This is a genomic window from Paenibacillus kobensis NBRC 15729 (assembly GCF_004000825.1).
Classification (GTDB): domain Bacteria; phylum Bacillota; class Bacilli; order Paenibacillales; family Paenibacillaceae; genus Paenibacillus_T; species Paenibacillus_T kobensis.
Map to the genome: position 1 here is coordinate 1 of NZ_BILZ01000042.1, position 26,547 is coordinate 26,547.

26 protein-coding genes are annotated in these 26,547 nt (G+C 55.0%); 21 read left to right on the forward strand and 5 right to left on the reverse strand.

The genetic code is table 11. From position 1 onward, the window contains the following. The 19 genes from PKO01S_RS20430 to PKO01S_RS20520 all read left to right on the forward strand — a co-directional run. Window positions 1–1,300: WIAG-tail domain (locus tag PKO01S_RS20430; protein ID WP_127533297.1), on the forward strand; the 1,300-nt coding region annotated here is incomplete at its 5' end. A 578-nt stretch (window positions 1,301–1,878) separates the two neighbouring features. Further along, window positions 1,879–2,844 carry a glycosyltransferase family 2 protein gene (locus PKO01S_RS20435; protein ID WP_307719844.1) on the forward strand — a complete coding sequence of 322 codons (966 nt, stop codon included), beginning with the start codon at window positions 1,879–1,881 and terminating at the stop codon, window positions 2,842–2,844. A 7-nt stretch (window positions 2,845–2,851) separates the two neighbouring features. Further along, entirely contained in the window at window positions 2,852–3,664 is an 813-nt protein-coding gene (locus tag PKO01S_RS20440) for a glycosyltransferase family 2 protein (protein ID WP_246070658.1), read from the forward strand. Continuing rightward, window positions 3,661–4,419, forward strand: coding sequence for a glycosyltransferase family 2 protein (locus PKO01S_RS20445; RefSeq protein WP_127533299.1), 759 nt, complete (start codon window positions 3,661–3,663; stop codon window positions 4,417–4,419). Before PKO01S_RS20440 ends, PKO01S_RS20445 begins: the two co-directional genes overlap by 4 nt. A 44-nt stretch (window positions 4,420–4,463) precedes the next feature. After that, on the forward strand, window positions 4,464–5,228 hold the full coding sequence (locus PKO01S_RS20450) for a sugar phosphate nucleotidyltransferase (protein WP_127533300.1): 765 nt from the start codon (window positions 4,464–4,466) through the stop codon (window positions 5,226–5,228). A 4-nt stretch (window positions 5,229–5,232) separates the two neighbouring features. Then, window positions 5,233–6,435: a GT-D fold domain-containing protein gene (locus tag PKO01S_RS20455; protein ID WP_127533301.1), complete on the forward strand. Its 1,203-nt coding sequence runs from the start codon at window positions 5,233–5,235 to the stop codon at window positions 6,433–6,435. A gap of 29 nt (window positions 6,436–6,464) precedes the next feature. After that, window positions 6,465–7,844, forward strand: coding sequence for a glycosyltransferase family 2 protein (locus PKO01S_RS20460; RefSeq protein WP_246070659.1), 1,380 nt, complete (start codon window positions 6,465–6,467; stop codon window positions 7,842–7,844). Between the two features lie 79 nt (window positions 7,845–7,923). Then, window positions 7,924–8,208, forward strand: a complete 285-nt coding sequence (locus PKO01S_RS20465; RefSeq protein WP_127533303.1) for a nucleoside-diphosphate sugar epimerase — start codon at window positions 7,924–7,926, stop codon at window positions 8,206–8,208. A 1-nt stretch (window position 8,209) separates the two neighbouring features. Further along, window positions 8,210–8,575 (forward strand): restriction endonuclease subunit S, encoded by a 366-nt coding sequence (locus tag PKO01S_RS20470; RefSeq protein WP_246070660.1) that lies wholly within the window; start codon window positions 8,210–8,212, stop codon window positions 8,573–8,575. After that, window positions 8,572–8,892, forward strand: a complete 321-nt coding sequence (locus PKO01S_RS20475; RefSeq protein WP_174818599.1) for a hypothetical protein — start codon at window positions 8,572–8,574, stop codon at window positions 8,890–8,892. Before PKO01S_RS20470 ends, PKO01S_RS20475 begins: the two co-directional genes overlap by 4 nt. Then, complete coding sequence (locus tag PKO01S_RS20480) at window positions 8,867–9,154, forward strand: hypothetical protein (RefSeq protein WP_127533304.1); 288 nt, start codon at window positions 8,867–8,869, stop codon at window positions 9,152–9,154. Before PKO01S_RS20475 ends, PKO01S_RS20480 begins: the two co-directional genes overlap by 26 nt. A gap of 191 nt (window positions 9,155–9,345) precedes the next feature. Then, window positions 9,346–10,503, forward strand: a complete 1,158-nt coding sequence (locus PKO01S_RS20485; protein ID WP_127533305.1) for a CgeB family protein — start codon at window positions 9,346–9,348, stop codon at window positions 10,501–10,503. Window positions 10,504–10,552: 49 nt separating this feature from the next. Continuing rightward, window positions 10,553–11,638 (forward strand): CgeB family protein, encoded by a 1,086-nt coding sequence (locus PKO01S_RS20490; RefSeq protein ID WP_246070661.1) that lies wholly within the window; start codon window positions 10,553–10,555, stop codon window positions 11,636–11,638. Window positions 11,639–11,815: 177 nt separating this feature from the next. Further along, window positions 11,816–13,399 (forward strand): glycosyltransferase family 4 protein, encoded by a 1,584-nt coding sequence (locus PKO01S_RS20495; protein WP_127533307.1) that lies wholly within the window; start codon window positions 11,816–11,818, stop codon window positions 13,397–13,399. Window positions 13,400–13,445: 46 nt separating this feature from the next. Further along, a complete protein-coding gene (wecB, locus tag PKO01S_RS20500) occupies window positions 13,446–14,537 on the forward strand; it encodes a non-hydrolyzing UDP-N-acetylglucosamine 2-epimerase (RefSeq protein WP_127533308.1) in 1,092 nt (363 codons plus the stop codon). Further along, entirely contained in the window at window positions 14,530–15,513 is a 984-nt protein-coding gene (locus tag PKO01S_RS20505) for a polysaccharide biosynthesis protein (protein WP_127533309.1), read from the forward strand. The genes wecB and PKO01S_RS20505 overlap by 8 nt, the downstream gene beginning before the upstream one ends. Then, window positions 15,510–16,340: a dTDP-4-dehydrorhamnose reductase family protein gene (locus tag PKO01S_RS20510; protein ID WP_127533310.1), complete on the forward strand. Its 831-nt coding sequence runs from the start codon at window positions 15,510–15,512 to the stop codon at window positions 16,338–16,340. Before PKO01S_RS20505 ends, PKO01S_RS20510 begins: the two co-directional genes overlap by 4 nt. Continuing rightward, window positions 16,322–17,275, forward strand: coding sequence for an NAD-dependent epimerase/dehydratase family protein (locus PKO01S_RS20515; RefSeq protein ID WP_127533311.1), 954 nt, complete (start codon window positions 16,322–16,324; stop codon window positions 17,273–17,275). Before PKO01S_RS20510 ends, PKO01S_RS20515 begins: the two co-directional genes overlap by 19 nt. 3 nt (window positions 17,276–17,278) lie before the next feature. Further along, window positions 17,279–18,004, forward strand: coding sequence for a glycosyltransferase family 2 protein (locus PKO01S_RS20520; RefSeq protein WP_127533312.1), 726 nt, complete (start codon window positions 17,279–17,281; stop codon window positions 18,002–18,004). Between the two features lie 165 nt (window positions 18,005–18,169). Here PKO01S_RS20520 and PKO01S_RS20525 read toward each other — a convergent pair whose 3' ends face one another. From PKO01S_RS20525 to PKO01S_RS20535, 3 genes are all read right to left on the reverse strand, one after another. Then, window positions 18,170–19,249 (reverse strand): glycosyltransferase family 4 protein, encoded by a 1,080-nt coding sequence (locus PKO01S_RS20525; protein WP_127533313.1) that lies wholly within the window; start codon window positions 19,247–19,249, stop codon window positions 18,170–18,172. 53 nt (window positions 19,250–19,302) lie between these two features. Beyond that, window positions 19,303–20,034, reverse strand: coding sequence for a glycosyltransferase (locus PKO01S_RS20530; RefSeq protein WP_127533314.1), 732 nt, complete (start codon window positions 20,032–20,034; stop codon window positions 19,303–19,305). Window positions 20,035–20,186: 152 nt separating this feature from the next. Beyond that, complete coding sequence (locus PKO01S_RS20535; protein ID WP_127533315.1) at window positions 20,187–21,281, reverse strand: glycosyltransferase family 4 protein; 1,095 nt, start codon at window positions 21,279–21,281, stop codon at window positions 20,187–20,189. Between the two features lie 337 nt (window positions 21,282–21,618). Here PKO01S_RS20535 and PKO01S_RS20540 point away from each other — a divergent pair, with 337 nt between their 5' ends. Continuing rightward, a complete protein-coding gene (locus PKO01S_RS20540; protein ID WP_127533316.1) occupies window positions 21,619–22,575 on the forward strand; it encodes an endo-1,4-beta-xylanase in 957 nt (318 codons plus the stop codon). Window positions 22,576–22,659: 84 nt separating this feature from the next. Here PKO01S_RS20540 and PKO01S_RS20545 read toward each other — a convergent pair whose 3' ends face one another. Then, window positions 22,660–23,682, reverse strand: coding sequence for a ketoacyl-ACP synthase III (locus PKO01S_RS20545; protein WP_127533317.1), 1,023 nt, complete (start codon window positions 23,680–23,682; stop codon window positions 22,660–22,662). A gap of 401 nt (window positions 23,683–24,083) precedes the next feature. On the opposite strand from PKO01S_RS20545, the gene PKO01S_RS20550 reads away from it, so the two are divergent. Beyond that, complete coding sequence (locus tag PKO01S_RS20550; protein ID WP_127533318.1) at window positions 24,084–26,237, forward strand: KAP family P-loop NTPase fold protein; 2,154 nt, start codon at window positions 24,084–24,086, stop codon at window positions 26,235–26,237. 117 nt (window positions 26,238–26,354) lie between these two features. On the opposite strand, the gene PKO01S_RS20555 is transcribed toward PKO01S_RS20550, so the two are convergent. Next, window positions 26,355–26,537 (reverse strand): hypothetical protein, encoded by a 183-nt coding sequence (locus tag PKO01S_RS20555; protein WP_127533319.1) that lies wholly within the window; start codon window positions 26,535–26,537, stop codon window positions 26,355–26,357. Window positions 26,538–26,547 lie beyond the last annotated feature (10 nt).

The following is a 26,547-nucleotide window of genomic DNA, read 5'->3' on the forward strand; positions in this document are numbered from 1 at the left end:
ATTGATCGAAGGCTCGGTGACGGAAGCGAAGCTGTCGGACGGCAGCGTGACGTCCGAGAAACTGGCCGCAGGCTCTGTCACGGCAGGGAAACTGGCGGCAGAAACGGTCGGCAGCGATCAGTTGATCGATGGCTCGGTAACGGAGACGAAGCTGGCAGACGGCAGCGTGACGTCCGAGAAGCTGGCCGAAGGCTCCATCTCGGCAGGGAAACTGGCGGCAGAAACGGTCGGCAGCGATCAGTTGATCGACAGCTCGGTAACGGAAGCGAAGCTGGCGGACGGAAGTGTGACGTCCGAGAAGCTGGCCGAAGGCTCCATTTCGGCAGGGAAACTGGCAGCCGAGACGGTCGGCACCGACCAGTTGATCGAAGGCTCGGTGACGGAAGCGAAGCTGGCAGACGGAATCGTAACGTCCGATAAACTGGCCGAAGGTTCAGTCACGGCAGGTAAGCTGGCATTCTATTCGGTCGGCACCGACCAGTTGATCGACGGATCGGTAACGGAAGCGAAGCTGGCAGACGGCAGCGTAACGTCGGAGAAGCTGGCCGCAGGCTCCATTTCGGCAGGGAAACTGGCGGCCGGGACGGTCGGCATTGACCAGTTGATCGACGGTTCGGTAACGGAAGCGAAGCTGGCCAGCGGTTCGGTCGGACCAGAGCAACTGGCGGACCTTGCTGTCCGGTCGACCCATATCGCATACGGCAGCGTGCTGCCGGAGCATCTGATCTCGGGGGCGGTCGGCAGCAATCAGTTGGCAGATGCCAGCATCGGTCCTCAGCATCTTAGCACGGGAGCGGTCACAAGAGAGGCCGTTGCAGACGGCAGCATCAGCGCCGGTAAGCTGTCGCCTGATGTGCTAGGCATGATCAGCAAGCCAACTATTGGAGCAGGCGCTATTCAGCCGCGTCATCTGGCACAAGGTGCGGTGGAATCCGCCCATCTTGCCGCCGGCTCCATCGGTTCACGGGAGCTGGCGCCGGGTGCAGTCGGAATTGGGCAGCTGGCTGTCACGCCGGTGTGCGCACCATCCGGCAGCACAGTACCTCTGCAGCAGTTCGGTCTTGCCGCTTTTGCTTTCAAAGGGCAGGAGGAAACATGCGATGTCATTATTCCGTTCGACGAACCGTTCTCAGATTCGCTTTATTCGCTCGTTGCGATGACCGACCACCCGGCTTGCATCGCGATTCTGAAAGGCAAGTCGGAAGATTTCGCTGTCATCTCCGTTGCCCGGATTCGATTCAGCACGGAGCCGGTCGGATTCATTAACTGGATTGCGATTGGAGCGAAATCATTCGGATAAAATTCTCAATGAACGCAAGGGGCTCTCCCGAAAGTCATTTCATGACTTTCGGGAGAGCCCCGTTTTCTTTAATCGGGATGGAAAATACGAACGGCTCTTTATCTTCATTGCATGCAGTACAATGAAACGATTTAGCGGATAAGCTGCAATAGCGTCGCATTGTACGGGATACAACGAAAATAATGGCTTGACGGCCAAATGGCCTCCATTTAGCGCATTCCGCGAATTTTCCATTGTGCGTTATGCAACGAGATCTTTCGTTTCGCAACTAACGGGCAGATCTCATTGTACAAAGTGCAATAAAAATAGCCGTGAAGCTCTATAGAGTATCTACGGTTGTCAGCGAAGAGATGGATATTCATTCTACTTCTGTGCGGCCGCTGAGAAGGAGAATGAAAATGGAGTAGAGCTAGCCCCGGACAATCATCTTGCATGGCCCGAGGGACGAGAAGCAACCGCGAATGCCTTGACGTACATACGCCGTTGCGAAGCAAGTTGACAAACATAAGATAGCAAATAAAACACCAGCCGCTTATTCGTTAAGCCGATCCTTCAACCATTCGTGAGGAGGTGATCGTATGGATCGTGTTGCATTCGTACGTTCCCGGTTCGCCACGTCCGGAAGGAAACGGCAGGCTCGCCCAACGTCGCAAGGCATGCGAAGACGGCTCAATCCTCGCAGCGGGCAGGCGAACATCAGAAGGAGCAAGCGTACGTCTGCGGCTTTGCCGGCAGCAGGCCGGTTCAAGAGTGCGAGACCTGCACCCAGCAGACCCGCGGGAAGTGAAGTGCGTGTTAAGCGTCCGGATTCCGTTCCGCTCGTATCGGTCATTATCCCCGTCATGAATGAACGGAGGACGATCCGGCGCGTCATTCGTGAAGCGTTCGCGGTACATCCTTCGGTTGAAGTGATCGTTGTCGCGAATGGCTCGAAGGACGGCTCCGCCCGTATCGCCAGCCAAGCCGGGGCGCGCGTCATGGAGTATGGCGCACCGCTAGGCCACGATGTCGGACGTGCAATAGGCGCGCAAGCCGCGCGCGGCGAAGTTCTGTTATTTATCGACGGCGATATGGTCATACCGGCCGGGCAGCTGCGGCCGTTCGTGCAAGCCGTAATAAGAGACGGCATCGATGTTGCCTTGAACGATTATTCTGGACCAACGGCCAAGCCGGATGTGCACAGCGTTGTACTGGCGAAGCATGCGCTGAACGTGCTGCTGGAGCGTCCTGATCTTGAAGGCACTTCGTTAACCGCCATTCCGCACGCGCTAAGCCGCTTCGCGGTTGAAACGATCGGGGCAGAGGCGCTTGCCGTTCCGCCGCTTGCCCATGCCAAAGCCGTTCAATCGGGATTGCGAGTCGTGCCAGTAAGGCGCATCAACGTCGGCAAATTGAATCCCCCGCGCATTGCGCGTGAGCGTGTCAAACCGCTGGAGAATATTATCGTCGGCGACCATCTTGAGGCGCTGGATTGGATGATTAACCGAAGGGGCACACGGTGCGGATTCGAAGACCGGTATAGGAAAAGGCACTATGCGAGGTGATGGACGAATGCAGAGCAGACGCAAGGCTCGAAGCAGCGACGCAAAGCAGCCCGGATTGGTGCTTCCGGCCGGCTGCAGGGCTGCTGCTGTCGTCATGGCCTACAACGAAGAACGAACGCTGCCGCTCGTCTTGGAGGAACTTGCGAAGCTTTCGCTTGAAGAAATCGTCGTTGTGCTGAACGGTTGCACGGACGGCAGTTTCCGCGAGGCCCGATCGTTTCCCGGGGTGACGATTGTGCATTATGCAGATAAGATCGGCCACGATGTCGGCAGAGCGGTCGGGGCGAGAATGTGCACGTCGGATATCGTGTTGTTCGTGGATGGGGATTTTCGGATTGCAGCCGAGAAGCTGAAGCCGTTTATCGCCGCCGTTGCAAGAGGAACGGACGTAGCATTAAACGATATTTCGCCTTACTTGCCGCTGTTCCGCGACTGGGATGATGTGACGAGGTTGAAAGCGTTCTTGAATTTGTCGCTTGGAAGACCGGATTTGCATGCGAGTTCGCTCACATCGGTCCCGCATGCGTTGTCGAGAAGAGCAATCGAGCGAATCGGTTCGGCGCTGCTCGCCGTACCGCCGAAAGCGCAAGCAGCAGCGATTGCCGACGGGCTCATTGTGCGTACTGCAGGTTCCGTTAACGTGGTAACAGCGAATCGGATGAGGAATGACAATGTCGGACGCGATAACGAGGTGGCGAGGCTCATCGTCGGCGATCATGTCGAAGCGCTTAAGCATGTCATGGACAAGGGCGGAGCCCGGCTGTCGAAAGCAGACACCAGCCGGCGCAGAGAGGCTATCGCAAGGAGCCGTCAGCTATGAGCCGCAAGCTGACGAGCATCATTATTCCAACGTATAACGGACTGGGGCTGCTTCGGCGCCTCATCGATTCGATCCGTGAGCATACCGATGATCGGGAGACGCCGTATGAGCTCATCGTCGTCGATAACGGATCGGCGGACGGTACCTGTGAATGGTGCGCCGAACGGCGCATATCGTTTGTGTCGCTTGGAGGCAACACCGGGTTCCCGACTGCTTGCAACAAAGGGCTTCGGGTTGCTGCAGGCGAGCGGCTGATGTTGCTCAACAACGATATTGTGGCGACGCCGAATTGGCTCACGAATCTCGCCGCCGGACTGGAGCAGGAGCAAGGAATCGGCTTAACCGGACCGATTACGAACTATGCGAGCGGGCTGCAGCAAGCGGACTACCGGTTCGACAGTTTGGAGCAGTTTATGCGAATCGCAAGCGATGTGAACCGCCCGGATGCGGGCAAGAGGATGCGCGTCATGCGGATTGTCGGGCTATGCATGCTGTTCAAGCGGGAAGTGTATGAGAAGGTAGGCGAGCTGGACGAACGGTTCTCACCTGGCCACTACGAGGATGACGACTACTGCTTGCGTATTCGAATGAGCGGCTACAGCTTGGTGATGTGTAAGGACGCACTCGTCTATCACGAAGGGAGCGCGAGCTTCCGGCGTACGGACAGCGAAGAGGTCGAGCGGCTCATTGAGCGGAACCGCCAGCTTTTTATCGACAAGTGGGGTATCGATCCCGGCACATTTATCGGCACATGACGGACGGGCTTTTATGCCTGTTCCAAGCAGGAAGGGGTATTGTTTTGAAGGCTGTTATATTGGCTGGCGGCACGGGTACGAGACTGCGGCCGCTTACCGGATTGTTCAATAAGCATATGCTGCCCGTTGGCCGTTACCCGATGATTCATTATTCGATTGCCAAATTGCAAGAAGCAGGCATAACCGAAATTATGCTCATTACAGGCCGTTCTTCCGCAGGACTGTTTATTACTTATCTCGGCAGCGGATCGGAGTTCGGCGTTGCGATGACGTACCGCATTCAAGAAGAGGCGGGCGGCATCGCGCAGGCGCTTGATCTGGCCCGTCCGTTCATCAACGAGTCGGAGAAGTTCGTTCTGCTGCTCGGAGACAATCTGTTCGAGGATTCGCTTACGGGTTTCGTTCGCCAATTCGAAGAGCAGGAGCAAGGCGCGATGGTTCTGCTTAAGCAGGTGGAGGACGCCCGCCGCTATGGTGTTCCGACTTTCGGTGATGACGGCAAGACGATCCGTGTCATTACGGAAAAGCCGGAGCAGCCGGCCACGAATTACAGCGTGACAGGCATCTATTTCTACGATTCATCGGCATTCGGCATGATTGGTCAATTGACGCCTTCCGGCAGGGGCGAGCTGGAGATTACCGATCTGAACAACGCTTACGCGCGGCAAGGGAATTTGTCCTATGCGGTGCTTGGCGGCTGGTGGGCCGACGCCGGCACATTCGATTCGCTGCATGAGGCTTCAGGCCGAATGCTGATGCCGTCCGATGGGAAGATGAGCGAAGGGTCCGATACGGGAGAGCCGAGGTGATCACATGGTTCGCCGAACACGAACAACAAAGCCGACTTTATTTACGAACCGGCTTTTGCTAGAGCGTGCGGCTGCTTCAACGGGAGGGAAGAGAGAGCCGGGGCTCCCGCCCGGCCAAGCTTCTGTCCACGGCGGTGCGGAGCGCGGACAACGCTCAAGACGGCCACTCCGGCGACCGGCATCTGCAGGCGGTTCGTTAAAGCAGGCCAAGAGGAGAGCGTCTGCCGGCCAGCATTCCGCCAGACGAAGGCGTGCAAGGCGCCGTTACTCCATCAGGCAGAGGGGCTTGCCGCTTCCGCTTCAGAGCATGCCGCCTAGCACTGAGCCGCCGGACAGAACGGCGGTTAAGCAGGAGATGAAGGGAGAGCCGCGTTATGACCGGCTGGCCGGGCAGCCGGTTGATCCAATAGAGGTTGCCGTTTACGAAGGGGGCGAGCAGCTTCTGGAGCAAGCGGTGCCGTATAACGTGCTGCTGCCGGAGGTTAGTCTCCGCGAAGTTATTGCAATGGGCGTGGAGAGGCTGTTGCCGCTCGGTACGAGGCTTTTGGATACGGCGGAGGTTTATGCAGAGCTGGAAGCCGCGGTTCAAGCGGGAACGCCTTGCTCCGTCGTCCGGATTGGAGACGGCGAGTTGATGACGCTGTCGCAAGATATTGTATACCCGGCCGAGTACACGGTTCACGAGGCGCCTTTCTTGCCTTATGCGGGCGTTGATCCACCGGATATTGCCGCTCGCGATCTGCTTGCAGATGCGGTTCGCCGCGCAACCATCGTCGGTGTTCCGTTGTCCCGCCGCAAACATTTTCAACCGCTGCTGTACCCGGCATTCAGAGGCCATCACCTTGACGTTCGATCGCTCAGGCTGACGAGCTCGACGATTAATTACAGCTTGTATCAAGAACATCTGCTTCAGCCGCTGCTGCAAGGGAAGAAGCTGCTGCTCATCGGCAATTCGTCGCCGGCGTTAGCGGAATTGCTGCAAGCGGCAGGCTATACGGTGGCAGGTATTATTGCGCCGGTCCGCGGCTTTGCGGATATCGAACGGGTCATGCAGGAAGCGTGGACCGTATCGTTCGATCTTGCTCTTGTTGCCGCCGGTATTCCAGCCGTCGTTATTGCATGCAGAATTGCGAGCGAGCTTGGCAAAGCCGCGCTTGATTTTGGACATATGGCCGACGGCATCGTCACCCATCAGTTGAGACTCTAACGATACCGATACGAAAGAGGATGAAGAGCATGAGAAGCACATTGCGGCAGCTCAGACGCTCAGGGCGAAGAACGAGGCGCGCGGCGCCGAGAGAAGTCCGGCATACGTCCGACAATGAAGGCTCGCGGTTCGATAACGGGTTTCGCGCGGGCTACGAGGAAGGCAAACGTTCGGGGGCGGAGAGCTTCGATACACTGTTTGACGGCACCAGCATCATTATTCCGACTTATAATCAGGGAGTGTACTTAAAATCGTGTATCGAGAGCATCGTCGACCATACCGATCTTCCCTACGAGATCATCGTTGTCGATAACGGTTCGACGGATGAGACCGGATCGTACCTGCAGGAGATCGGAGCGCAGATCCGGTGCCGCATTCTGGATCAGAACCGAGGCTTCGCCGGGGCGGTCAATGCCGGGCTGATGATGGCGAAAGGGACGACGCTCGTACTGCTGAACAACGATACGCTCGTGACGGAGAACTGGCTTGATAATATGCTCGCCTGCTTGCACAGCGACGAACGGATCGGATTAGTCGGACCCGTGACGAACTATATTAGCGGTGATCAGAAGATTGAAGTCCCGTATACGGAAATTGAAGACATGTACGATTTTGCGAAGCTGAATAACGTATCGAATCCGGCCAAATGGATTAGAACCGACAGGCTGACAGGCTTCTGCCTGCTGTTCCGGCGGGAGCTGCTGGAGCGAACGGGTTATTTGGACGAGGGCTACGAGATCGGCAATTATGAGGATGACGATTATAATATTCGAGTTCGGCTGCAGGGCTACGCGCTTGTCATTGCGCAGGATGCGTTCATCCATCACTTCGGCAGTGTCAGCATTAAGGCGCTGGGCGACCGGCTGAACGAAGTCAACCATCATAATATGCAGTACTATATGGACAAATGGGGCAATCCGCACGAGCTGGTCCATCGCGTCAACGAGTGGCGCGCCCGCAAGGAGCAGTCCGGGGAATCCGGAAGCAGCTTGTTCGGGCAGACCGACTTTTATCCGCAGCGGGCGTTCGTAAAAGGAGTCGGTGATACCGTATTCTGGCTCGACCAAGGCAAGCGCCGTCCGCTTGGAGGCACGCCGCGTCTTCCGGTTGTCCGGATATCCCAGTTCGATCTTCGCCGCTATCCGATCGGCGAGGAGGTTTCAAACGACGACCCGCAGCTTCAACCCTCTTACCTGATGCACGGAGCGCGTTATTATGTGGCAGAAGGCAATGACGGCAACAAATACGCCGTCGAAGACGGCAAGAAGCGGTTGATCGTGTCGGCAGCTGCTGCCGAGCGGTGGGGCTACACGAAGCAACGGGCGATTCGTCTGAGCGAGTCGGCGCTGCAGGAATTGCCGGACGGATTGCCTGTCATCCTGCCGGTTACGCTGCATCAAACGTTATAGCGGCAAGCCCCGCTACTCGTCACCCTGTCGTTTCCGGAGCATATGTTGATAAAAGTAAGGGCATGAGAGGGGCTGCGGCATGGAAGATCCGATTGACGCGCTGGTCGAGCACGTCTCTCACACGAATCGGCAATTGGCCCGGGTGCTGGAAGCGGAACGGCATGTCGTCGTCCGCACGGCACAGATGATCCATGCGCTGCCGGATGAAGATCCTGAGCTGGGCGGATTCACCGGGCTTATCGATCAAGCGAGCGGCGTCACGCGAAGTGTAATCGCATATCTCAATAGCATCGCGGAATTACAGGAAATGATGGCGGAACAGTTGTATCACGTCATCATGGAAATGGAAGAAGAAGACGAATGACTTGCGATCTGAAGCAGAGGAGGGCGAGGGCGGTATGGCAAGCCGCGAGCAAGCCTTTAAACAGATGTTGGATACTGCGGCCAAACTGCAGTGGAACGTGTCGATGATTCTGGAAGCCAAAGCGGTTGAGGCGGAGAAAGTACGGAACTGGATCTGCAATCATGTGTCGTCCGATGCCTATTCCGAGCAGCATCAGCAACTGACGGAATCCGTCCGTATGCACGATCAGATTGTAGAAGTCATCGACGGGCTGACGAAGCTCGGCCGCGGGATGAATGCGATTATGAAAGTGGCGCTGGAGCATGGTCTGGAAAATAGCGACGAAGGCAGCATGATGTTCGGAGGCAGCACGGGAGGTCAATTGTGAACAGCGAGAGAGACAAGGCGCGCTCCGTGAAGCTCGACTTGATTGCTTCAATCGCCAAGAGCCAGCATGCTCTTGCACGCATTCTAGAGTCGATAGCAGACGTCTCCTCCCATTCGGATCCGTTAGCCGCTTCGCTGCGGCGCAATGTGGAGCATTTGAGCCGTCTGCAGCAGACGCTGGCCGAATCGGTAACCGGCATTCGGCTAGGCGAGCTTCGCCGAGGCCGGCCTGCGAGACCGTGGCTCAACCGGAAGCGGCTAGCTTTGAACGTAAGGTCAAGGAGGAAAATACGTGAAAGCGACGAGGGGCAGCAGTAAGCGTACAACCCGGAGAACGGCGGGGGCGAAAGGCCGAAGCAGACGCACGGTCAAAGGGCGCTCTAGGAAACCGGCTGCATCGCGAAGGTCAAGCAAAGCAGCGTCCAAGCGGAGGGTCAGCCGAAGAAAGCCGCAGCGGCCTGCCGTATATCGCGAACCATATAACCAAGGCTTCGACAAAGCCTATAATGAAGGGTATAATGCCGGCTTCGCCAAAGGGTTCGAGGACGGCCATCAGCTTGCCTATGAACAACAAATATAGAGCGGTATTACGCCCTATTGCCTAGTGAACGTCTTTCGGATTCGTCTCCGGGAGACCGGTCACTGGGCTATTCGGCATGCCGTTGCGCAACTGACCGGCGGTATGGACATTCGCCAATTTTGATCGGCGGACGGCGCATACCCGTGTGCGTTCGACATGGAGAGCATATTGTGGAGATGAGGTGAACGGATATGAGCCGCAATAGACGGGAAAGCTCCGCAGCCGCAGTTTCGGTCAGTTCCTTGCAGCAGACAGCGTACGTCCATGATGATGCTGCCGCCGTTGCTGCTGCCGGCTACGAGACCGGTTTTCGCGTAGGGTGGAGGGACGGTGCGTGCGAAGCGGTCATGCGCTGTATCGGCACGCATGTCGCGACCAGAAACAATTTGCGGGTCATCTACGTGCCGCAAGGCTTTCAAGCGATCGACGACGGTATTATCCATGCCCTGCAGGAGGCGGTTCAAGAGCTGCATGTCGTCGAAGCGGGCCGTATGGCGGAGCAGGCACTGCTGATTCGCCCGGACTTCGTGCTCGTGCTGAACGGCTTGCATGTGTTTCCGGACGATCATCTGACCCAGGTCGATACGATTCGCGCAGCGGGGATTCGTACGATCATTTGGTTCGCCGATGACCCCTATGTAACGGCAGACACCGTTATCGTCGCGCCGCGCTATGATACGGTGCTGACCCATGAGATGAGCACCATTCCGTTGTACCGGGAATTCGGTTGCACGGATGTGCATTATTTGCCCCTTGCCGTTCATCCCGCACTGTTCAAGCCGCTTCGGGTAGGGACGCAATACGATTCGGACGTTTGTTTTATCGGCCAGGCGTTCTGGAACCGGGTTGAAATGTTCGACGCCATCGCCCCGCAATTGGCCGGCTTGAAAGTGTTTATCGCTGGAGGGTTGTGGAACCGGTTGACGCAGTACGACCAGTTGAGCCGATTTATCCGGCACGGCTGGCTTCCAGTCGAGGAATCCGTCGCTTACTACAACGGCGCAAGAATCGTTATTAATTTGCATCGGACGACTGATGCGGGATCCGATAACAAAAATATGTTTCAGTATCCCGGGCTGTCTATTAACCCGCGCACGTACGAGATTGCCGCTTGCGGTACGCTGCAGTTAACGGATGTGCGGGCAGACTTAGCCGCCTATTACCGTCCGGGCTTCGAGCTCGACACGTTCCAGGATGCAAGAGAGCTTGGCGACAAAATTAAGTTCTATCTCGAACATGAAGATGCGCGCCGCGCGGTTGCGATTCGCGGACTGGCCAGAACGCTGAGAGACCATACTTATTCGTCGCGCATCGATCAGTTTATGCAGTTGCTTCAATACAGGCTGTAGCGGGCTAGCGGCGTACACATCCGGTTTCCGAAGAAAGAAGGTGATCGAAGTGCAGGATGCTTACCTGCAAGGACAGCAGGACGGCTTCAGGGCCGGCTGGGATCACGGCTATTGGTTCGGGCAATGCGAGTCGCTGCTGCAGTCCGTCACGCATGAAATCAACGTCAGGCCTGTTCATGTTCTGTTCGTTGCGACAGGCAAAGGCTATCCGTATTCGCCGCTTGACGAAGCGGTAGCCGAGACGCTCCGGACGCTAACGGCAAGGCTTAGCATTACGAATGCGCAGCAGCCCGTTGCGGAAGTGGCGGCCAGACTCAGACCCGACGTCGTCATTGTGCTGGACGGGCTGGAATTCGAAACAGACCAAATCGATGCGATTCGCCAATTAGGCATCCGCACCGTCGTCTGGTTTACCGATGATCCGTATTACACCGACATTACTTCGCGGCTGGCCCCGCATTACGATGTCATATTCACGCTGGAAAGAGTGTGCGTCGATTTCTACCTGTCGCTAGGATGCCAACAGGTTCATTATTTGCCGCTCGGCGTCTACCCGTCCGTATTCCGGCCGCGCAATCCTCCTAGAACCGAACGGAAAGAAATCAGCTTCGTAGGCTCGGCTTACTGGAAGCGGGTCGCCTTCTTCGATCAAATGACGGATTACTTGGCTACCAAGGATACGCGCATTAGCGGCATATGGTGGGAGCGTCTGCGCAATTTTCAGAAACTGGGTCCCAAGATCGCGTTAGGGAGATGGATGACTCCTGAGGAGACGGCGAACGTGTATAACGGCGCCAAAATAGTCATCAACATGCACCGGGCGCACGATGACGAATCGTTCAACAACAACAGCGCGTTGATCCCGGCTGTATCGCCTAATCCAAGGACGTTCGAGATTGCCGCATGCGCTACACTGCAGCTGACGGACATCCGGGAGGACTTGCCGCTTTATTACACACCTGACGTCGAAATTGTCACCTACTCCTCGCCGCAGGAAATGATCGACAAGATCGAATACTACTTGACTCATGAACAGGAACGGAGACAAATTGCGCTGCGCGGGTTATTCCGGACGCTGCGCGATCATACGTATGCGAAACGTCTGGAGACGATGCTGGCCATTTTGTTCGGCTAACGATACGGCGGGCGGAAGCTGTGCGGCGAGCGCGGAGTCCGGACCGCCGATTTTTGTGCATTTGGTGCAGGTTCATCTGTCGTGCCGTGCCGAACGTCTTGTCAATATATTGTAGCAACTAGGATAAGCGTGTTCTGGTTCAACTATGAAGGAGCCAACCAAGGAGGTGAGGTCTGCTTGCGTTCCAAGCCTCGGCTGTTCGTGTTCTCGCATATATGCAGCCAGACGTACGTCACAGGTGCGGAGAAGCTTCTGCTGTTCATGCTTCGCGAGCTTGAACCGTATTTTCAATGTACGCTGGTCGTCCCGAATGATGGTTATTTATCCGCGACTGCGGCTGCAAGAGGAATCCCGGTTGCCGTACAGCCGATACCGATCTCGGTGCCGCTATATTTGGCGCAGCCGCACTTGCTGGAGGAGCTTCACCAATTCCGCAGCAAAGCGGACTATGCCGCACTTGTCCATCTGCTGGCCAGCCAGCGGCCGGACGCCGTGCTCGTCAATACGGTCGTTCATCCGATGCCGGCAATCGCCGCGAAGGAGCTGGGCATACCGGTGGTCTGGTCGGTTATGGAGACGATCCGGTCGACCCCCTGCACAGCCGATGCCGTCACCCTCATCCAGAAGTACTCGGACTGGATCGTCGGCATATCGGAATCGACGCTGCAGCCGATCCGAACGTTCTACCCGCAGATGGGGAGCAAAATGCTGCTTCTCCCGCCGTCATGGCATTTCGAGGACCTGGCTCCGGATACATGGCAGTCTAACCGCGAGCTGCGCAGAAGCGGCCTTGCCGTCAAAACGCAGCATCGGCTGATCGGATTTATCGCTTCGTCGATCTATACGAATAAGGGGTATATGCCTTTCATCGAAATGGCGGTCGAGATTGCGGGCCGTCATCCGGACGCCCTGTTTCTGGTCGTCGGCAATCCGGTTGACCGGCCGCTGTTCGACTCCGGCATGGATCTGGCCCGGCGCAGCGGCATTATGGACCGGTTCCGCTGGATACGATTCGAGAACCGGATTGAGACGATCTACCCCGCGCTCGACATCTTGGTCGTGCCGAGTATGACAGCCGAAGGGTTCGGATTGACGGCACTCGAAGGGCTTGTGTTCGGCAAGCCGGTCGTCGCTTTTGCCTCGGGCGGATTGGCGGAAGTGATGCAGTCGACCGGCAACGCCGTTTACAGCGCCGCCGTCGGCGATGTGCCGGGATTGGTCAGCCGGGTAGACGGCCTGCTGCGCAGCGGATCGGAAATGGCAGAGGTCGGGATACGCAACCGTGCTGCCGTAGAACGGGCATATGGCATCGCCGCATACCGGAGCAAGCTGGTGCATTTGCTGAATGCGATGAAAGTAGACGCTGTTGTCAAACCTCATTTGGTGAGAGGGAGCACCCCTGTCGTTTATTTGCTGGAGGACGGTAAGCTGCGGCCATTCGTATCCGAGAAGTTTTTTCTGGAAGCGGGCTACTCGTTCAAAGATGTAGTCACGGTAGACGATGCTACCATTCGCGCACTTCCGCTTGGCGAGCTGATCGGCACACTGGAGCAGCCGGTTGTGCTGCCTTCTCCGGCTCTTCCGCCAGCCGCACCAAAAGCAACGAGGGGGCTTCACAAGGACCGGAAACGAAGCGGCAAAGAGCGCAGACGGCAGGCAGGCACCGGCAGCAGGAAACGGAGCAAGCCGGCTGGCCGCCGGCGCAGCAGTACGCGCAGAAGCAACAACGCTCGCAAGAGCAGGAGACGCGCGAAGCGATAAGTAACGAATGCGCTCAAGGCAACAATCAAGGAGAGGAGGTTGCGCCGTGCGGGTCATGACGATATTGGGCACAAGACCGGAAATTATCCGGCTCAGCCTAATTATTGCGAAGCTGGATCGATTGGCGGAGAAGCATGTGCTCGTTCATACGGGGCAAAACTTCTCGCCATCGTTAAGCGGTATTTTTTTCGACGAGATGAATGTCAGACAGCCGGATTATACGCTCTCGTCCGGCAAGCAGACGCTGGGGGCCCAGCTATCCGCGATATTCGGCGAGATTGAACAAGTGCTGCTGCAGGAGAAGCCGGACGTCGTACTGCTGCTCGGGGATACGAACAGTGCGCTGTGCGCGATCGTGGCGGAGCGGATGGGCATTCCGGTCGTTCATATGGAAGCGGGCAACCGATGCTACGATTTAAAGGTGCCGGAAGAGAAGAACAGACGCGTTATCGATGCGGTTTCCACGATCAATATGCCCTATACCTCCTATAGCAAAAGCAACTTGCTTCGCGAAGGCTTCCCGGCTTCCCGGATCGTTCAGACCGGAAATCCGATCCATGAGGTGCTTCAATTCTATAAGTCTCGAATCGATGCAAGCGGCGTTCTCGATCGGCTGGAGCTCGCGGAACAACAGTATGTTCTCGTCACGGCTCACCGCGCCGAGAACGTGGATGATCCTGCGAGGCTGTCGTCGATTATCGAAGGCTTGAACCGGGTAGCGGAGCATACCGGCATGCGGATCATCTGCAGCGTTCACCCGAGAACAAGATCCAAGCTCGCCGCCGAGTTGCTTCAAACCGTTCATCCGCTCGTCGAGCTGCATGAGCCGTTCGGATTTATCGACTTCGTAAAGCTGGAGAAGCATGCCCGGCTTGCGATTACCGACAGCGGGACCGTGCAGGAGGAGTGCTGTCTGTTCGGCGTTCCGACCGTTACGATTCGGGATACGACGGAGCGGCCGGAGACGGTCGATTGCGGCAGCAACACGGTGTGCGGCTTGAGGCCGGACCATATTGCGGGAGCAGCGGCTGTCATGATGAGCCTTCCATCGGATTGGAGCTTCCCGGACGGTTATAAGGCGGAGCATGTATCGGATATTGTGGTGAAATTTGTGCTTGGAGGGAAATGGAATGTTTAACAACATGCGTATTCTGGTGACGGGCGGGACCGGGTCATGGGGATACGAGCTCATTCGCCAGTTGCTCCCGCAAAACCCGCAGCAGATCATCGTATTCTCCCGCAACGAGTCCAGTCAGGTGGCGATGAGCCGGTTTTTCGAGGATGCGAGACTGACGTTCTGTATTGGCGACATTCGTGATAAGGAAGCGCTGATCCGTGCTTGCGAGCATGTCGATTACGTATTCCATCTGGCTGCGCTGAAGCATGTGCCGGTATGCGAGGATCAACCGTATGAAGCGCTGAAGACGAACGTCATCGGCACGCAGAACGTAATCGAGGCGGCAATCGCGAATAAAGTAAAGCGGGTCATTTATATTTCCACCGATAAGGCGGCCAATCCGTCCAACTTCTACGGCATGACGAAGGCGATTGGCGAGAAGCTGATCGTATACGCGAACCTGCTGCGCTCCGAGACGAAATTCGTCTGTGTCCGCGGCGGCAACGTGCTGGGAACGAACGGCAGCGTCGTTCACCTGTTTATGCACCAGATTCAGACGAAGCGCCAGGTCGGCATTACGGATCTTCGGATGACGCGGTTCTTCCTGACGCTGCAGGACGCCATTAAGCTGCTGTTCAAAGCTTCAGCTGAAAGCATCGGGGGCGAAATATTCGTCATGACGATGCCGACCTGCCGAATCGTCGATCTGGCGCAAGTGCTGATGGATTCGCTCGGACGCCAGGCGGATGTGCTGGAGACAGGCATACGCCCGGGTGAGAAGCTGCATGAGATATTGCTGACGGAGTTCGAGAGCAAGAGCACGGTCGTCTATGACGACGAGTATTTGGTCATCCTGCCGCCGCTCGATATTCCGGGGCTGAAGCAGCATTACGCCAGCTATCCGTCTGTTGAGTTCGACAGCTTCAGCTCCAGCCAGAACGTGATGGATCAAGAACATATACGGCAGATGCTCGTGCGCGGGGGGTTCCTCGCATGAAGCTGCTCGTCATCGGCGGCAATGGGATGGCCGGACATATGCTCGTTCGTTATTTCCGGACGGTACCCGGCTTTCAGGTTGAATATACGACCCGCCGGCCGGATGATGCCGGCGGCTTACCGCTCGATGCGGCCGATTTCGAGCAGGTGGCGTCGGTCATCGCGCAGCGCAGGCCTGATGCTATCGTGAATGCTGTCGGCATATTGAATGCGGATGCCGAGCGGCATCCGCTTGCCGCATACCGGGTGAACGCTTGGCTGCCGCATTGGCTCCGGCATGCGGCTGAAGAGGCTGGCGCGCGGCTTATCCATATTAGCTCCGATTGCGTATTCTCCGGCGTCAAAGGCCGTTACACCGAGCGCGACATTCCGGATAATCCGAGCGTTTACGGCCGGACGAAAGCGATCGGCGAAGTGACGGACGCCCGGCATCTGACGATCCGAACGTCAATCGTCGGACCCGACCGGAACGCTAACGGCATCGGCTTATTGCAATGGTTTCTCGCACAGCGGGGAACGGTACAAGGTTACTCGGCAGTCTATTGGAACGGCGTAACGACGCTGGAGCTGGCTAAGGCGGTTCACTACGCACTTGAACGTCCGGATATCGGCGGTCTTGTTCAGCTGGCTGCGCCGGAGACCGTCAGCAAGCTTGAGCTGCTTCAGCTGTTCCAATCGGTTATCGGGAATGAAGATGCCATAATAGTGCCTTCGGCAGAGCCTGTGAACGACCGTTCGCTCGTGTCGACGAGAGAAGATTGGACGTATGTGCCGCTGCCTTACCGCCTGATGCTGGAGGAACTCGCAGAATGGATGCGGACGTCATGAGCAGCGCCAAGCTGCTCATAACGGGGGCGGGAGGATTCAGCGGCGAGCATGCGGTGACGCACTTCCGGAACGCGGGGTACGACGTTATCGCTGCCGTCTCCCGCCATACCGTTCATGCGGAGCCGCCGTCAAGTTCCTTGATCCGCTGTGACTGGACAGACGCGGAAGATGCCCGCAGAGCGGTTGCCGAGTCCAAGCCGGATCTGATCGTCCACCTCGCCGGCTTGAACGCCTCGGACCGTTCTTGGCGGGATCCGGCAGGTTACTTGATGACGAACGCAATGGGCACCGTTCATCTGTTGGAAGCGGTGCGCAGCGCAGACCGGCCCTGCCGTATCCTGATTGCAGGCTCGATGCTACGGTTCCAACCTCCGTCTGACGGTTCTGCTCCGAATCCGCCGCATCCGTACAGCTTAAGCAAAACGATGCAAGTGTTGATCGCCCAATGCTGGCCGTCTCTATACGGACTCGATGTCGTCGTTGCAGAGCCGTCCAATCTTATCGGACCGGGACGGTCTCAAGGACTATGCGCGTTGCTTGCCCGTTATACGGCCGCGGCGGAGAAGGCTGCGGAAGCCGGCCAACCGGTTCCCGTCTTCCGGTTGTCGTCCCGGCATGAGCGCCGGGACTATCTGGATGTGCGCGATGCGATGGCGGCTTATGAAACGCTGCTGCAAGGCGGCGTGTCCGGGCAGTTGTACCCCGTTGCCTCGGGCCGGTTCGTTACGATCGAGCAGTTGGCTCAGCGGTTCGAAGCGGAAGCGAGCAGTCCGCTCTCCTTCGACATAGGCGATTCTGAGGCGCCGTCGCCGGAGCCGGTCGATGCGGGCGGAGTCCGTGCGCTCGGCTGGGCGCCTCGCATTCCGCTGGAGCAGTCTATTGCGGATACGCTGAACGATGCAAGATCGAAATATTTGAGTCAAGGAGACGAGTAGACGATGCGTGACGATCACCCGAAAGTGTCGATCATTATTCCGTTCTATAACGATCCGTATGTAAAGGAAGCGGTCGAGAGCGCATTGTCGCAGACGTATCTTAATATAGAGGTGATTGTCGTCGACGACGGTTCGACCCAGCATGCCGAACTGCTTAAACCTTACGAGGGGCGAATCTGCTATTTAGGCAAGTCCAATGGAGGAACGGCAAGCGCCTTGAATCACGGTTTTCGGCATGCAAGCGGCGAATATGTGGCTTGGCTCAGCTCGGACGATTTCTTCTACCCGGATAAGGTGAAGAAGCAGCTTGCAGCCATGCGCAGCGCAGATGCTTGGATCGGTCATACCGGCTTCGACTGCATCGACGGCAAAGGACGCTACACGCAGTTCGGCATCACGCCGCCTGCCTCCGCCCATGATCTGATGCGTGCTTTCACAAGCTGCAATCCCGTCAACGGCTGTACGGTCATGATGCGCAAATCGTTGTTCAACTGGATCGGACCGTTCAATGAGCAGCAGACGTTTACGCATGATCTCGATTATTGGTACCGTGTCATGCTGGCCGGTTTCCCGTTCCATCTGACGCCTGAGCCGCTGACTGCATACCGGTGGCATGAGGACATGGGAACGATGCGCAACAAAGAACGGATCGAACGCGAGACGCAAGCGTTATTCAGCAGCTATCGGAACCGCTGGAGCCTCTATTTGCGCCAGCTCGGCGCCCAATAGCAGTGCGTTCGCTATTCGCGCTGCTCATCGCTGGACTCTATGCGGATGCGGGCAGTCGGCTGCGAACAGCAGACGTCGCTTTCTGCCTGCACCCGCAATGAATCGGGCGGGCTCCGCTCCTATCCGGTGCGGACAAGCTCCGGCGCGGCTAGTCAGGCGCCGCTGTTACAGAACGCCGAGCGCCCGCATCATCTGCTTGAAGGAGGCGACATAACGTGCTGGAGTAAATTCGGTCTGCACACGTTGCTCGGCCTTGGCAACGACCGAGCGTCGAAGCCTCGAATCATGCCGCAGCCGCTGCGCCGAGTCGGCCGCTCCTGCAACGTCTCCGAACTCGTAGTAGATGCCGTGCACTCCGTCGTCGATCATCGTCCTTACGCCGTCGTTATCACCGGTCAATACCGGACAGCGGCAGCTCATCGCTTCCAGAACGGCGTATGGAGCGCCTTCCGACAATGAAGTCATCAGCAGCATGCCGCCGGAATCTGCAGCAGCAGATAAATATTCGGCCATCTGCGGTCTTGGCACGTTCGGAAGAAGCTTGATCCGATCGGCCAGTCCAAGGGCGACAGCGGTTTGCGCGAAAGCTTCACGTTCCTCTGCCGTCGACAACTGCGGGTCCTCGAACATCCACAGATCCGGATTCTCGCCGCGCTCCGCAAGCAGCCGGGCGATGTGCAAATATTCGAGCCACCCTTTGTTCGGATGGATGCGGCCGATCCACAGGAGCGGCATTGACTTCGCTGCATTTCCTTTGCCCGCTATATACCGGAACTGCGCCGTATCGATCGGATTCGGGAAAGAGAACATCGTTTTATGAGGCAGCATGACGCTTGCAAGCGCCGCGACGAGCGGCGTGCCAGGATATAAGACAGCATTCGCGTGCGGCTGAATGAACGGAAAGGCGTCCGACATTGCCTTGCGCGCTTCCTGAAGCGGACCGAGTCCTTGAATCTCGAATACTAATGGGCCTTTATATCCGATGGAGCGGAGCAGGTATAATTCTGCATACCAGGAAGTCATCACGATGAGCGAGGGAGGATGTTGCAGCAGCAGCTGTTTCATTTCTTCGGCCGAGTAGCTGTAGTGAACGGGACAAGGCATAGGGCCGGCATGCATGCCGCTCCCATGCGCGAAGTAGAGCAGCCGGCAGGGGATGCCGGAAGCCGTGAGCGCACGAATGCGTTCCCGGTTCAGCGTATTCATGCCTCCGCTCGGAATGGCGAAGACGAATAGAACCTCCATGATGTAACCTCCTCCTTCGCAAGCGGGCAGACAAATGCAGCAGCAAGAAACGGTCAGCCGGGGAGGCGGGCGATTAAGGCGTTCAGCGCATGACGATAGAGATTCGTTACAGCGTTAGCTTCCGCGAGCACGGTCTGGAAGTGCCGAACCGTTCCCATGCCGGGATGCCGGCGGTAGATCGTTAGCGATTCATTAACGAAATGAAAGTCGACTCCGGCAAGAACGACCCGAATCCACATTTCGTAATCATGCGTGTAGGGAAGACGGTCGTTGAAGCCTCCCATGTTGACGAACAGCTGCTTCGTCATCATGACCGTACAGCCGTTAATCATGCAGCCGTCCAGCAAAGAGGAAATAAACGCTTTGGCGGAATGGAATTTCGGAGCGACCTGCGTTTCGTAGACGGCGCCGAATTCATTCATCAGATCGTAGTCAGTATGGCTGATCTGGGCTAGCGTCCTTTCCATATAGGCGACCTGCTTCGCCACCTTATCTCCTTTGAAACGGTCGTCGGAGCTAAGCCACGTGACGTATTTGCCCGTTGCCAGAGTCATGCCGTAGTTAAGCGCGCTAGCCGTGCCGCCGTTCGCTTTGCCAACATAATGGATCCGGTTCAAATAGGGAGTAAGCTTCTCTTGATGGCGGGTGGAGCCGTCATCGACGACAATCACTTCAACGTTCTTGTATGTTTGTCCGATCGCACTCATTACTGCCTCATCAATATAAGGGTCGTTATAAAAAGGGATAATAATCGACACTTTAGGCATGCTGACAGCCGGCCGCATAGGGAAACACCCCGTCCTTTCTCTTCTTGTTCTTTACTATACGAGAGTAAGAGCGGGGTGGACACGTCGAATGGTATGCGGCATCTATCTATTTTGGAGAGTGAGAGAGATGCAAGCGGTTGCGGATTGAGGCATGCGGATTAACGAAAGGATCAATAGGGAGTCATAATGCCGAGCGCCCTTAAAATGTTGGCCATGTCCGCACAATAACGGTCGGGATGAAATTCAGTCGTCAGACGCCGGTAAGCTTCGTCTCTCAAATAAGAAGCGAATGAGCGGTCTTCAAGCAGACGCAGCGACTGAGAGACCCCTTCCGTGACCGTACCTGACCGGAAAAACAGACCGGTACGACCATCCTCGATCATAATCCGTACGCCGTCGGAATCGGTTGCAACGACCGGACAGCGGCAGCTCATCGCTTCCGCAACGGCATAGCCGAACCCTTCCGTTCCGGAGGTCGATAATAACAATCCGCCGCTGTCGCCGATCGCGGACAAATATCCCGGCATATGCGCATGCGGCACGTTCGAAAGCGTCAGGATTCGGGACGTTAGCTGCAACTGATCAGCCAATGCAAGGAATCTAGCGGCATCTTCTCGATCGCCGATCGTCGCGTCGAGGAACATCCATAGCTGCAAGTTCGGGATTCGGCGGGCAAGCTGATCGCAGATGCGCAGATAGAGCTCCCAGTTTTTGTTGCGCTCCAGCCGGCCGATCCAAGCGGCAACCGGTGCTCCGCCAAGGTTCGTCTCGGCCGTAGTCCGGTAATGAAAGCGGTCAATGTCGAACGGATTGTGCAAATAAAACCGGGGAAGATCGGGATAGCTGCAGTTGAACAGCTCCATCAAGTGGCTGGTCTGGGGACTGATGATGGCCCGGGCATATCTGCGAATGAAGGGGGCGGCTTTCAGCAGCGTCGAAGCAGCCGCCTCCCGGCTGCCGAGCCCTTGCGCATCGTACAGAATCGGTCCCGAATATCCGTTTCCTCGTATCCGCTCCAGCATCATATGATCGCAAGAGGCAATAACGGCGTCATATCGGTGCGTTGCCAGCAGCTCCGCGATTTGGCGGTCATCGTTCGTAACGAGGTAAGGAATATCGCCGTGAATCAAATTTTGTTCGCCGGCGCCTTGCCAGAGATAGAGCAGGTGGCTCTCGATCCCGATTCTCCGCAGCACGCGCGCCCGGTGACGGTTCAACGTCTCGATGCCCCCGCTGGGCACGAAGTAAGTGAACAACAATTTCAATAACGTTCACCTGCCTTCCCGTTGTGAAAGAATTGGGCTGAACATAAGGCGCTATGCAGCGCTTACTAACTAAAATATTCGCGTTCAGCCAGGCCCGAGAGGGCGAAGAGCGGAAGCGATGCGGGAGTGGATCGGCTTGATATGAACGGATATTTATGCAAATATTGCATTTATTTTTTGGAGTAGAAACCATAGTTTCTACAGTGAATCCGAAAAAGGAACGCGTTATGATTCTTTTTGCAAGCGCATTCAATTCGTGGGAGGAGGGAATTCGTAAACCGATATTCATTTGTTGTTCAAAGGAACGAATCTAATTGAATTGGAGGAATGTTTGATTATGTTCAACGTAACACGCTTTAAAAAAATTACGGTGCTGGTCGCAGCCGTATCGATTCTGTCGTTCTTGGTGGCAGCCACCGCCGATGCCGGACTTGCCCGCAGCAAGTTTCTCGGCAACATCATTGCCAGCAGCGTGCCATCGAATTTTGCAACCTATTGGAATCAAGTGACGCCCGAGAATTCGACCAAATGGGGGGCCGTCGAAGGCACTCGCAACACGATGAACTGGTCGCAAGCCGACACGGCTTATAATTATGCGCAGAGCAAAGGCTTCCAGTTCAAGTTCCATACGCTTGTATGGGGCAGCCAAGAGCCGGGCTGGATCGGCGGTCTGTCCGCTGCGGACCAGAAGGCAGAGGTTCAACAGTGGATTGCGGCGGCGGGCGCGCGTTATAAAAACTCTGCATTCGTCGATGTGGTGAATGAACCGCTTCATGCGAAGCCTTCGTTCCGCAACGCCATCGGCGGCGACGGCTCGACCGGTTGGGACTGGGTCATCTGGTCGTTCCAAGAAGCGCGCAAAGCGTTCCCGAACTCCAAGCTGCTCATTAATGAATACGGCATCATTAGCGACCCGACGGCAGCGGCCAACTACGTCAAGATCATTAATCTGCTGAAGAGCAGAGGTTTGGTTGACGGCATCGGCATCCAGTGCCACCAATTCAACATGGATACCGTATCCGTGTCGACGATGAACAGCGTGCTGAGTACGCTGTCGGCAACAGGACTGCCGATTTACGTATCCGAACTCGATATGACGGGCGACGATGCGACGCAGTTGGCGCGTTACAAAGAGAAATTCCCGGTATTGTGGGAGAATCCGAACGTCAAAGGCATTACATTGTGGGGCTATATCCAAGGCCAGACGTGGAAAGCCAATACGCATCTGGTGAACTCGAACGGTACGGAGCGGCCGGCTATGCAATGGCTGAAGACGTATATGGCGACACATTAAGACGATTAGGCGAAAATGAAGAAGCCGCAGGCAGTCATTCGACTGTTCTGCGGCTTTCTTGTTCTATTTAGCAGAGAGTTGAAATTATTCTGCGCTAGGCAGTCCCCAGCGCATGAGCACGCCCGCTTGCGTAAGTCCGGCGCCGAAGCCGTACATAAGAACGAGCTGCCCTTGGCTGAGCCGGCCGTCCTTCACAGCAAGATCGAGCGCCAGCGGAATGGTAGCGGAGGAAGTGTTGCCGTATTGCACGAGCGATACGAGCGTCCGGTCGACCGGAATGCCGCTCCGTTCGCAGATCGATTCGATAATGCGCATGTTCGCGCTGTGCGGCACGAACCAATCGATGTCGGCAACCGTGTAGTCTGTTTTGCTCAAAATTCGTTCGATCCCGTCCGGCACGGTGCTGACCGCCCATTTGTACACTTCGCGGCCGTTCTGCACGATTTTGCCCGGGTTCGACAGCTGGTGCTCGCCGATCGACTGGGATAAGCCGGTCATATACACTTGATGTCCGCCTGAACCTGTCGTAACCGAATGAGAGGCGAGCAAGTCGCCATCACGGCTGTCATCCGCTTCGAGCAGGAGGGCGCCCGCGCCGTCGCCGAACAGAATGCACGTCGTACGGTCGGTGTAATCGGTAATTTTGGTCATCGTATCGGCTCCGACAACAAGCACTTTGCGTGCCGCGCCGGAGTAGAGAAGACCGTTCGCCGTTTGCAGCGCTGCCGTAAAGCCCGCGCATGCCGCCTGCAGATCGATCGCTCCGCACGCTTCGATGCCGAATGCTTCTTGAAGGCGTGCCGATACGGAAGGAAACGGCATATCCGCTGTTGTAGTTGCAACAATAATATAGTCGACGTCGTCTAGTTTCACGTTATATCTGCGTTGAAGATCGGCTGTCGCTTCGATGCACAGGTCGCTGCAGTATTGCTCTGGCGCGGTTACCCGTCTCTCGGCGATGCCGGTACGGCGAATGATCCATTCGTCATTCGTATCGACCATACGTTCCAGATCCGCATTCGTCAGCACGGAGTCGGGAACATAGGAGCCGATGGCAGTAAGGACGGCATTCGAACGAAGGCCGGAGTTGGAAGAGTTTGTTGGCATGACGATCACCCTTAATCACATAAATTATTAGTACCAGATACTAATACCTAATACTAAACATTTGGGGAGGGGGATGTCAAGGTGAGAACGCGTCTCTTCGTCGTTGTGTGGTGTTAGAATTTGTTTCCTCCGGAGAACCAGGAGCACGAACTGCAACTCCGCGGTGGTGAAAAAAATATATTGAAGAATCCCTGGTACAAAGAGGCATCTGCTGGACAGCGACACGCTGTAGTTCAATGCATATCTTTTAGATAACATAAGTTATCCGTTGTACTACCGAGGGTATATGAACTGCAAACATATGGCTCGTTTGAGTTTATAGGTTGAATATGGGTTATGGATCAATTCATTTTTCTGTAAAATGATATCTAAGACAAGTCACGATTAGAAAGGACGATGGTATGGCCCCCAATCAAGATAATCGAACATTTACTACCGACGCACCTATTCAAGATCCGAAACTAGATCGGTTCCAGCGATGGCCATTTGCTCAGAGAGTTGCACGCACAATCGCTTCTCGTCGTGATCCCGGCAGCATTGTTATTGGAATTTATGGAGCGTGGGGTGACGGTAAAACTTCTGTAGTAAACCTAATACACCGAGAATTAGATGATCATGATCATGTCATCGTAATTCGCTTCAATCCTTGGCTATTTGGAACAGAAACACAACTGGTACAAAACTTCTTTAATATCCTTGCAGAATCACTGGAACAATCTATAACGACATATAAAGAAAAAATCGGTGGTTGGTTAGAAAAGTATGGTTCTCTTCTGGCATCTCCTTGGGCCATGGGTGATACCGTCACCGGAATTGGCAAGGCAATGAACGCAGCGGATATAAATGACTATCGTTCTAGACTCGAAAATCTACTAAAGGAACAACAAAAGCGAGTCGTAATCTTTATGGATGATATTGATCGTCTGGACAAATCAGAGATTCAAACCGTATTTAAACTGGTAAAGTTAACAGGTGACTTTGCTCACACCACCTATGTTCTTGCTTTTGATGAGGAAATGGTCGCCGCCGCGTTGAGCGAAAAGTACGGAGAAGGAGGTATAGAGGCCGGAAGACACTTTCTCGAGAAAATCGTTCAAGTGCCATTACATCTACCGCTAGCCGATCAAGATACGCTTCGATCGTATTGTTTTGAAGGGGTTGATGAGGCGCTAAGTATCGCTGGTATTGAATTGACTCAAAATGAAGTAGAGTCGTTTGTTCGTAGTTTTGTGGAGGGACTTCAAAACCGACTGCTTACCCCTAGAATTGCAAAACGTTATGGTAATGCTCTCATGTTTGCTCTGCCAATTTTAAAGGACGAGGTAAATCCAGTTGATCTAATGTTAGTTGAGGGTATCCGTATCTTTTATCCTCAGCTCTATGATCACATCCGAACAAACCCTGGTTTATATGTTGATAATCATCGAATGAATCGGATGAGGGGAGATGTGGCGAAGCAGAAGGAGTTAATAGGACAAGGATTCAATGGTCTATCTTCAACTGACCAAAAGTGTGCAGAGTCATTACTTACTGAGCTATTCCCTAAAGTGGATGCGTTTCTAGAGAGTAATAAGAGATGGCTCAATAATCGTGGACCTTCTGACGGATTAAACGAGAAACGAATTGGTACTGGACAATATTTCCCACGATACTTTTTATATGCTATCCCTAAGAACGATATATCCGATTTAATATTAGCCTCTTTCTTTAATGCCTTAAACGATATATCCCTAGAAGAAGCCGTACAACAACTTCTGGATTTAATAGAAGGAATGCAGCCGAGCCGATTTATCGAAAAACTTCAACAATTCAAAGAAAAACTTACTCCAGAAGCCGGCATAATGTTAGCTAAAGCCATTGCTCATACCGAACATTTATTCCCGGATGAAACAGCAGTTTTTTCTTTTTTAACATCGCGTTCTCGATCTATTGCACTCATCATTAGTTTATTGAAAACGATAGACCCAGGAGAGACTCGGTTAGATGCAGCAAAAGTAATACTAAATGAAATTAAATCTCTTGAATACACAACCTTATGTTTCCATAAGATGCTGTCAGTAAGAGATGATAATATAACAAATAACGAAGCGCTCTTTACGGTTGAAGAAGAATATTATCTTGGGCTTGTTGTAGTTACGAGAATCAAGCAGCGTGCTTCGGATGGAATTCTTTATATGCAAGAAGAAAATCCAGTAAACTTATTAGAGACTTGGGTGAAATTCGGAGACTGGGAAGGGACAAATGAATATTTACAATCAACGTTCGAAGAAGACGTTCATAATGTGTCACATCTATTATTCCGGTATTTGCCACGATATTATTCAGTTGGGTCCGGCCAAGAGAGGATAGGTGAGTTCAACCGAGACCAATATATGAAATTACAGCGCGTTATTGATGTTGATGCTATTTTCTTGGCTTTGAAGAGAGAGTATGGAGACTTATTATCGGAACCTGTGTATGAAAAATTTAATGGCGCGCCTGATAATCAAAAGACTGCTATGCAATTTGCATATATTCATCATCAGGTTATGAACGAAGTCAATCAATGTGAATGATCTTCTCAATCAATTCCCGCCTAATACTGAAAGAAGACAATAAAGTATTTGACCGGAGCTGTTGATTTTACGTGGTTTTCGGTAATGAAAATTGTCAGGGATAAAAATAGTATTAGACTAAAGCCTGCGAAGCAGCTGGTCGACGCCCCAGCTGCCCGGCGCTTTTGGAGAGAAGCAGGAGCAGCTCAAGCCGGCCGCGCCGAACAGGAACCGCGGCTTCGTCCCAAGCACAGGGAGCACGTACTGTAGCTGTTCGTGCTGGCCGCCGTCGCCGGCCTCGCCGCGGGAAATCCGGTTCATGCTATTCTAA